The organism is Oleiphilus sp. HI0066, assembly GCF_001635725.1.
Window position 1 is genome coordinate 1 of record NZ_LWFH01000537.1, and the last position, 1,007, is coordinate 1,007.

Below are 1,007 nucleotides of genomic sequence, written 5' to 3' on the forward strand. Positions count from 1 at the left end.
AATTCGATCATTGTGAACTCAGGATTATGTCGCGTTGACAGCCCCTCATTACGGAAATTACGGTTAATTTCAAACACACGATCAAAACCGCCAACAACTAAACGCTTCAAATATAGCTCTGGCGCGATACGCAAAAACATGTCGATATCTAAAGCATTGTGGTGCGTTTCAAATGGCTTAGCCGTCGCACCACCTGGAATCACCTGAAGCATTGGTGTTTCAACTTCCATGAAGTCTTTTTCAGCTAAGTAATTGCGAATAGCACTCACGATCTTCGAACGAATCATGAAGGTGTTGCGCGTATCTTCGTTAGCAATCAAATCAACATAACGCTGACGATACTTTGTTTCTTGATCCGCTAAGCCATGATATTTATCAGGCAGAGGACNCAAAGATTTCGTCAAAATACGGAAGTTAGCGACATCAGTAACTTCAACATATAAGTCACCCTTACCTGATTTACTCAGCGTGCCGGTTGCTCCAACAATATCGCCAAGATCTAGGTTGGCCCAATCTTTCGATTCTTTCTGGATAGGCTTGCCCACATAACTCTGGATTGAGCCAGATACGTCTTGAATGCCTACAAACGGGCCACCACGACGCATAACGCGCCCGGCAACAGCAACAGGGATAGCTAACTCAACAAGCTCTTCTTTACTCTTATCACCATACTGCGCTTGCAAATCACCCGCTAAGTTCTCACGACGGTGGTCATTGGGGTGACCGTTCGATTTACTACCTTCACGCAACTGCTCAAGTTTCGCTTTTCGCTCTGCGATCAACTTGTTTTCATCTTCAATAGATAGGCTTTGCTCTGACTTTACATCGTTCGACATGTTTGGTTCCGAATANAATTACAATCCTAGCTTGAGGCTAGCTTCAATAAACTGATCTAAATCGCCATCTAACACTGCATTGCAGTTGCTAGTTTCGACATTGCTACGTAAATCTTTAATACGAGAAGAATCTAGTACATAAGAACGGATTTGGCTTCCCCAGCCGATATC

At 43.7% G+C, this 1,007-nt stretch carries 1 protein-coding gene and 1 pseudogene; both read right to left on the minus strand.

The features are described from left to right. A partial coding sequence (locus A3738_RS07275) for an amino acid--tRNA ligase-related protein (RefSeq protein ID WP_231876562.1) occupies positions 1–836 on the minus strand: 836 nt, incomplete at its 3' end. 18 nt (positions 837–854) lie between these two features. Then, positions 855–1,007 (minus strand): annotated as a pseudogene (gene prfB, locus A3738_RS30735) (peptide chain release factor 2); the annotation flags it as partial.